This window comes from Reyranella soli (assembly GCF_007992495.1).
Lineage (GTDB): Bacteria > Pseudomonadota > Alphaproteobacteria > Reyranellales > Reyranellaceae > Reyranella > Reyranella soli.
The window spans coordinates 1-7531 of the sequence record NZ_BKAJ01000128.1; the positions used below are offsets into that span (position 1 = coordinate 1).

A 7531-nucleotide genomic window follows, 5' to 3' on the forward strand; every position below is an offset into this window, starting at 1 on the left:
CTGTGCAGAGCTACTAGTCTAGTCGTTGGCGCCCTCGACGGCCCCGATGACGGCAGCCGTGACGTCGGCGGTGCCTGCCGTACCGCCGAGATCGGGCGTGTGAAAGCGCTTGTCGGCGGTGACGCGCTCGATCGCCCGCATCAGGCGGGCGCCCGCCGCAGCTTCGCCGAGATGGTCCAGCATCATGACGGCCGACCAGAAGGTGCCGACCGGATTGGCGATGCCCTTGCCCATGATGTCGAAGGCCGAGCCGTGGATCGGCTCGAACATCGAGGGGAAGGCTCGCTCGGGATTGAGGTTCGCCGTCGGCGCGATGCCGAGCGAGCCGGCCAGCGCCGCGGCCAGGTCGGACAGGATGTCGGCATGCAGGTTGGTCGCCACCACCGTGTCGATCGACTGCGGCTTGATCACCATGCGCATGGTCATGGCGTCGACCAGCATCTTGTCCCAGGTGACGTCGGGGAACTCACGGGAGATCTCGACCGCGATCTCGTCCCACATCACCATGGCATGGCGCTGGGCGTTGGACTTGGTGACGACGGTCAGCAACTTGCGTGGCCTCGACTGCGCCAAGCGGAAGGCGAAGCGCATGATGCGCTCGACGCCAGGCCGCGTGAACATGGCGACGTCGGTGGCGGCCTCGAGCGGCGAGCCCTGATGAACGCGGCCGCCGACGCCGGCGTACTCGCCTTCCGAGTTCTCGCGCACGATCACCCAGTCGAGCTCCTTGTCGTTGACGCTGCGCAACGGCGAGGTGATGCCGGGCAGCACGCGCGTCGGGCGGACGTTGGCGTACTGGTCGAACGGCTGACAGATCGCGAGCCGCAGCCCCCACAGCGTGATGTGGTCGGGAATGTCGGGATGGCCCGCCGAGCCGAACAGGATGGCGTCGTGCTTTCGGATCAGGTCGCGCCCATTCGCGGGCATCATGCGGCCGTGCTTCTTGTAGTACTCGCCGCCCCAATCGAAATGATCGACCTTGAAGGCGAAGTTGCCCTCGCGCTTTGCCAGGGCCTGCAACACCTCGACGCCTGCCGAAATGACCTCGGTGCCGATGCCGTCGCCGGGGATTGCCGCAATCGAATACGTCTTCATCCAGTACCGCCTATCGTCGAAGCGAAAGCTGTCACCCCGGCCTTTGAGGCCACAGGAAAGGTCCCTCGCCGCGCTCGGAGTGACACCGGGTTCGTAGTCTACTTCTGGCTGGTGTGACAATGCTTTGGGTGGCAAGGTCGTCGGAAACGATTTCAACAAGTTCGTAAACGAACGAGTCCGGGAGGCAAAATGCTCAAGATCAGTCGCCGCACTCTCGCGGCCGGTGTCGCTACGCTTGCCCTGCTGGCTGCTGCGCCCGTACTGGGCCAAGGCAAGACCCTGAAATTTGTGCAGAACGGCAACCTGACGATCCTCGATCCGATCTGGACGACGGCCTACGTCACCCGCGACCACGGCTACATGATCTACGACACGTTGTTTTCGACCGACGAGAAGAACGAGGTGAAGCCGCAGATGGTCGACAAGTACGAAGTGTCGCCCGACAAGGCGCTGTGGACCTTCACCCTGCGCGACGGCTTGGAATGGCATGACGGACAGCCGGTGACGGCGGAGGATTGCGTCGTCTCGATCAAGCGCTGGGCGGCGCGCGATTCGATGGGCCAGAAGCTGATGGAGTTCGTCACCGACGTGAAGCCGGTCGACGCCAAGACCTTCACCATCAAACTCAAGGAGCCGTACGGCCTGGTGCTCGATTCGCTCGGCAAGCAGTCGTCCAACGTGCCGTTCATGATGCCCAAGGCGATCGCTGCCACCGATCCGTTCAAGCAGATCGACAGCCAGGTCGGCTCCGGCCCGTTCATCTATCAGAAGGACCAGTCCAAGCCGGGCGAGAGACACGTCTACCTCAAGAACCCCAAGTACAAGCCGCGAGCGGAGCCCGCCTCGGGCCTGGCCGGTGGCAAGGTCGCCAAGGTCGACCGCGTCGAGTTCGTCGACATGCCCGACCCGACGCAGCAGGTGAACGCGCTGATCGCGGGCGAGATCGACATGATCGAGAACGTGCCGCACGATCTGCTGCCGTTGCTGAAGGCCGACAAGAACGTGCAGACCGTCAATTGGAACCCGCTCGGCCAGCAGTTCATCATCCGCTTCAACCACCTGACCAAGCCGTTCGACAATCCGAAGATCCGCCAGGCCGCGCTGCTGGCGATGCGGCAGGAGGACTACCTCAAGGCAACGGTGGGCTCCCCGGAGTTCTACAAGGTCTGCACCGCCGCCTTCCCTTGCGGCACACCCAACGGCGTGGAGCTCCAGGGTGACCTTTTGGTCAAACCCAACTTCGAGAAGGCCAAGGCACTTCTCAAGGAAGCCGGCTACGACGGCTCGCCCGTGGTGCTGATGCAGTCGACCACGCTGCCCGTGCTGACCAACATGGCGCCCGTCACCAAGGCGCTGCTCGAGCAGGCCGGTTTCAAGGTCGACATGCAATCGATGGACTGGCAGACGGTGGTCACCCGCCGCACCAAGAAAGATCCGGCCACGCAGGGCGGCTGGAGCGCCTTCCATACCTACGCCATCGCCGCCGACATCCTGAACCCGATCTCGGCCCAATGGATGGTCGCCCAGCCCGACAAGGCCTGGTTCGGCTGGCCCAACGATCCGGAGCTGGAGAAGCTGCGCGACGCTTATGCGCGCGAGACCGACCCCGTCAAGAACAAGGCACTGGCGGTGGCGGTGCAGAACCGGATGCTCGAGACCGCGCAGTACGGCTGGCTCGGCATCTGGTACGGACCGGGCGCGTCGCGGAGCAACGTCGTCGGCTGGCTCAAGGCGCCGGTGGTGGTGCACTGGAACATCGAGAAGAAGTGACCGAGAAGAAGTGACAGCCCAACGCTTGGCCGAGGGGGCGCGGAGCGATGTCCGCGCCCCCGACGGCACCCGCCTCGCCGTCTACGAATGGGGCAATGCGGCGGGGCCGCCCGTCGTGCTCATGCACGGCTTCGCACAAAGCCATCTCTGCTTCGAGCCGCAGTACCGCAGCGCCCTCGCCGAACGCTTTCGCCTGGTCGCCTTCGACATGCGCGGCCACGGCGAATCGGGTCAGCCGCACGATGCGGCCGCCTATCAAGGCAGCCGAGTCTGGGCCGACGATCTCGCCGCGGTGATGGCGGCCAAGGAGCTGAAGCGGCCCGTGCTGGTCGGCTGGTCGATGGGTGGACGCGTGATCCGCCAGTACCTGATCAACTACGGCGAAGCTCAAATCGCCGGTATCAACTTCGTCGCCTCGCTGGTGATCGAGGAACCACGCTTCCGCGGGCCAGGAGCGCCCAAGCCCCTGCCCGACCACCTGACACTCGAGGCAGAGATCGACGTTGCAATCGACTTCCTCGACGGCTGCTTCGGCAAGAAGCCGAGCGAGGCCGTGTTCCGTCGAGCACTTGGCTACAACGTGCGTGTGCCCGCCTCGGCGCGCCGCGCGATTGCCGGGTGGTCGACGCCGGCGGCGCTCACGATCGATGCGCTGCGCCGCATGACGGTGCCGGTCCTGATCACGCACGGCCGTCAGGACACCGTCGTGCTCCCGGCCGCAGCCGAGATGGCCGCCTCGACGATTGCGCACGCGCGACTGTCATGGTTCGACGATTGCGGGCATTCGCCGTTCGTCGAGGACGCGGCCCGCTTCAACGATGAGCTGGCGGCGTTCGTGATGGCTAGTCAGCAGCCTTAGCGATCTCGTCGGGCATGTAGGTGCGCGCCAGCGTGACATAGCCGTCCGCGACCCGCTTGAAGTTTGCGAAGTCCTCCGCCGTCAGGTCGCGCATCTTCCTGGCGGGGTTGCCGGCCCACAATTCGCCGCGGCGCACGATCTTCCCTGGGGCCACGAGCGCGCCGGCCGCGACCATGGCCTCGCTCTCGACCACGGCGCCGTCGAGCACCATCGAGCGCATGCCGATGAACGCGCCGTCCTGCACCTCGCAGGCATGCAGGAGCGCCATGTGGCCGACCGTGACGTTGCGGCCGACCACCGTCATCAGTCCGCGCGCGGCGACATGCACCACGGTGCCGTCCTGCAGGTTCGAATTCTCGCCGATGCGGATGCCCGGACCGTCGCCGCGCAGGATCACGCCGAACCAGATGCTGGCATTCGCGCCGATCTCGACGTCGCCCACGAGCGTGGCGTTGGCCGCGATGAAAGCGGAGCTCGCGACCTTCGGGACGAAGCCCCTGTGAGGAACGATCAGACCGGACATGAGGTTGGGCAACTCGAGATGACGGGCGCGTGAAGAGCGGCGTGGTACATGCACAAAGAGGTCCTGTCACTCGGTTTCGCGGCGGCAAGTGACGCACCCGACTACATGAATTTTCAAAGACTCCATGAACGGCGCGCCGCTGCATGCCCACTTCTGCGCAGAGAGAGCCGACCATGATCCGGCGTTTTCGAGATCATGACTTTCTGTGAGTAACGAAATGCGTTTTGTATCCCCTCGTTCGATCGTCTCCCTTGCCGTTGTCGTGAGCGCCGGAATGATGAGTTCCGCCATCGCGCAGAATTCCGCCACCTCGCCGAACAACGCCGATCTCAAAGCGCGCTGCAATCAGCTCATCTCGATATATGACTACTATGGTGCCGGGCGCAGTGAAAATTCAGATGGCGCGCGCAATCACGCGCGCATCGGCGCCGGCGTCGATTGCCAGGAAGGCCGCTATGCCCAGGGTGTCGCCGCGATGGAGACGCTCCTGAAGCAGAAGCATTTCGATGTACCGCCGCCCGTCACCGGCGTTGCCGAGCAGCCGTCGAGGTAATCGACAAAAAGAAGGGCGCCTCGCGGCGCCCTTCTTCGTCGATACGGTAGCGCTTAGCGCTTGGAGAACTGGAAGCGGCGGCGCGCACCGGCGCGGCCGTACTTCTTGCGCTCGACCACGCGGCTGTCGCGAGTCAGGAAGCCGCTGGCCTTCATGGCGCCGCGCAGGGCGGGCTCGAACTTGGACAGCGCCTGGGCGATGCCGTGGCGCACCGCGCCGGCCTGGCCCGACAGCCCGCCACCCGAGACGGTGGCGACCACGTCGAACTGGTCGCGGCGCTGCGAGACGTCGAACGGCTGCTGGATGACCATCTGCTGCGTCGGGCGCGCGAAGTAGACCGTCTGGTCACGGCCGTTGACCGTGATCTTGCCGGTGCCGGGCTTCACCCAGACGCGGGCGACGGCGTTCTTGCGGCGGCCGGTGGCGTAGGCGCGGCCCTGCGCGTCGACTTCCTTCTCGCGGATGGCGGCGGGCGCCTGGGTCGGCGCCAGAGGCGCCTTCTTCAGCTCGGCAAACGATGAAAGTTCGGTAGCCATATCAGCCGATCCTCGAATTCTTGCGGTTCAGTGCGGCGACGTCGAGCTTCTCGGGCTGCTGGGCCTCCTGCTCGTGATTGGGCCCCTTGTAGACGCGCAGGTTCTTCATCTGCGCGCGGCCGAGCGGTCCGCGGGTGATCATGCGCTCGACGGCCTTGACGATGACGCGCTCGGGAAAGCGGCCTTCCAGGCGCTTGCCCAGGGTCTCGCCCTTGATGCCGCCGGGATGGCCGGTGTGCCAGTAGAAGTACTCGCGCTCGGCCTTGCGGCCGGTCAGGCGCACCTTCTCGGCGTTGATGACGACGATGTTGTCGCCGCAATCGATGTGCGGGGTGAAGGTCGGCTTGTGCTTGCCGCGCAGGCGCATGGCGATGATCGAGGCAAGGCGGCCCAGGACCAGCCCATCGGCGTCGATCAGCACCCACTTCTTCTGCACGTCGGCAGTCTTGAGATTGAAGGTTTTCATGGGTCTTTCTTCCGTGAGGCGGCGCTTATGGAGAGAAAGCCGCAGGCTGTCAAATCGATCTCGATAATCATTGTTTTTCAATATCTTATGATTACGGTATTATCATACCTCCCCAGAATAGCCCTTGGCATCGGGCCTTTTGCACGCCATAGAGGCCCCGCATTCAGACCGAGGACACTCATGAGCTTCTCTTCGAAGGTTTTCCAGACCCGCACCGTGAAGATGGCCGACCGCGAAGAGACCATCGTGGCCGGCGGCCGCAACCTCTTCCCGCTCCTGCCCAAGGCATTCGACGGCATCAAGCAGATCGGCGTCATCGGCTGGTCCTCGCAGGGTCCGGCCCAGGCGCAGAACCTGCGCGAATCGCTGGAAGGCACCGGCATCAAGGTCAAGGTCGGCCTGCGCGAAGGCTCCTCGTCCATGAAGGAGGCCGAGGCCGTGGGGTTCACGAAGGCCAACGGCACGCTGGGCGACATGTACGACGTGATCCGCGAGAGCGACATGTCGCTGCTGCTGATCTCCGACGCAGCCTTCGCCGAGAATTATAAGCAGATCTTCGCCGCCTTCCGTCCGGGCTCGACGCTCGGCCTCAGCCACGGCTTCCTGCTGTCGCACCTGCAGGCCCAGGGCGAGGACTTCCCCAAGAACATCAACGTGATCGCCGTCTGCCCGAAGGGCATGGGCCCGTCGGTGCGCCGCCTCTACGAGCAGGGCCGCGAGGTGAACGGCGCCGGCATCAATGCGAGCTTCGCCGTGCACCAGGACGTGAACGGCAAGGCGACCGACTACGCGCTCGGCTGGTCGGTGGCGCTGGGCTCGCCCTACACCTTCGAGACGACGCTCGAGTCGGAGTATCGCTCCGACATCTTCGGCGAGCGCGGCATTCTGCTCGGCGCCGTGCACGGCATCGCCGAGAGCCTCTATGCCCGCTATGTCGGCAACGGCATGGGCAAGGACGACGCCTATCTCAACACCTCGGAGTCGATCACCGGCCCGATCAGCAAGACGATCTCACGCTCGGGCCTGAAGGCCGTCTATGACGAGCTCGACGACAAGGAGAAGGCGGCCTTCCGCAAGGCCTACAACGCCTCCTACCATCCCTGCCGCGAGATCCTGGAAGAGATCTACGACGACGTCGCCTCGGGCAACGAGGTGCGCTCGGTCATCCAGGCGACACGCCGCCACGGCACCTATCCGATGGGCAAGATCGACAGCACCGACATGTGGGTGGTGGGCGAGAAGGTCCGCGCCAACACCGAGCGCAACTACGCGCCGCTCAATCCCGAGACTGCCGGCGTCTACATGGCTTGCATGATGGCCCAGGTCGACCTGCTCAAGGACCACGGCCACCCCTACTCTGAGATCGCCAACGAATCGATCATCGAGGCGGTCGATTCGCTCAACCCGTACATGGACTACAAGGGCGTGTCCTACATGGTCGACAACTGCTCGACCACGGCCAGGCTCGGCGCCCGCAAGTGGGCCGCGCGCTTCGACTACATCCTGAAGCAGCAGGCCTTCCCGGCGATCGACGAGAGCGCCGCCAAGGGCCAGACACCGTTCGACAAGTTCCTGTCGAACAACATCCACGAGGTCCTGAAGGTCTGCGCCGAGCTGCGTCCTTCGGTCGACATCGCCGTAGTGCCGACGCGGCGCGGCTGAGTCATCGGAGCGCGGACCTCCAGGTCCGCTCATGATCATGGTCTTCCGGACCGCGAGCCTCCGGCTC

8 protein-coding genes are annotated in these 7531 nt (G+C 64.8%); 4 read left to right on the forward strand and 4 right to left on the reverse strand.

The genetic code is table 11. The features are described 5' to 3' along the window. Window positions 1–18: 18 nt before the first annotated feature. The gene (locus RSO01_RS32545) at window positions 19–1095 is read right to left on the reverse strand and encodes a tartrate dehydrogenase (protein ID WP_147154753.1); all 1077 of its coding nucleotides are present in this window, start codon (window positions 1093–1095) and stop codon (window positions 19–21) included. 189 nt (window positions 1096–1284) lie between these two features. Between RSO01_RS32545 and RSO01_RS32550 the strand changes: the two genes are divergently transcribed. Next, the gene (locus RSO01_RS32550; RefSeq protein WP_147154755.1) at window positions 1285–2865 is read left to right on the forward strand and encodes an ABC transporter substrate-binding protein; all 1581 of its coding nucleotides are present in this window, start codon (window positions 1285–1287) and stop codon (window positions 2863–2865) included. 10 nt (window positions 2866–2875) lie between these two features. Next, on the forward strand, window positions 2876–3724 hold the full coding sequence (locus RSO01_RS32555; protein WP_147154756.1) for an alpha/beta fold hydrolase: 849 nt from the start codon (window positions 2876–2878) through the stop codon (window positions 3722–3724). On the opposite strand, the gene RSO01_RS32560 is transcribed toward RSO01_RS32555, so the two are convergent. Beyond that, window positions 3708–4247, reverse strand: a complete 540-nt coding sequence (locus RSO01_RS32560) for a gamma carbonic anhydrase family protein (protein ID WP_147154758.1) — start codon at window positions 4245–4247, stop codon at window positions 3708–3710. The two genes, RSO01_RS32555 and RSO01_RS32560, sit on opposite strands and share 17 nt — an antisense overlap. Window positions 4248–4452: 205 nt before the next feature. Here RSO01_RS32560 and RSO01_RS32565 point away from each other — a divergent pair, with 205 nt between their 5' ends. Next, the gene (locus RSO01_RS32565; RefSeq protein ID WP_147154759.1) at window positions 4453–4800 is read left to right on the forward strand and encodes a hypothetical protein; all 348 of its coding nucleotides are present in this window, start codon (window positions 4453–4455) and stop codon (window positions 4798–4800) included. Window positions 4801–4853: 53 nt separating this feature from the next. On the opposite strand, the gene rpsI is transcribed toward RSO01_RS32565, so the two are convergent. Beyond that, complete coding sequence (rpsI, locus tag RSO01_RS32570) at window positions 4854–5336, reverse strand: 30S ribosomal protein S9 (protein WP_147154760.1); 483 nt, start codon at window positions 5334–5336, stop codon at window positions 4854–4856. A gap of 1 nt (window position 5337) precedes the next feature. After that, window positions 5338–5802 (reverse strand): 50S ribosomal protein L13, encoded by a 465-nt coding sequence (gene rplM, locus RSO01_RS32575; RefSeq protein WP_147154762.1) that lies wholly within the window; start codon window positions 5800–5802, stop codon window positions 5338–5340. A gap of 180 nt (window positions 5803–5982) precedes the next feature. Here rplM and RSO01_RS32580 point away from each other — a divergent pair, with 180 nt between their 5' ends. After that, window positions 5983–7464 (forward strand): ketol-acid reductoisomerase, encoded by a 1482-nt coding sequence (locus RSO01_RS32580; protein ID WP_147154764.1) that lies wholly within the window; start codon window positions 5983–5985, stop codon window positions 7462–7464. Window positions 7465–7531 lie beyond the last annotated feature (67 nt).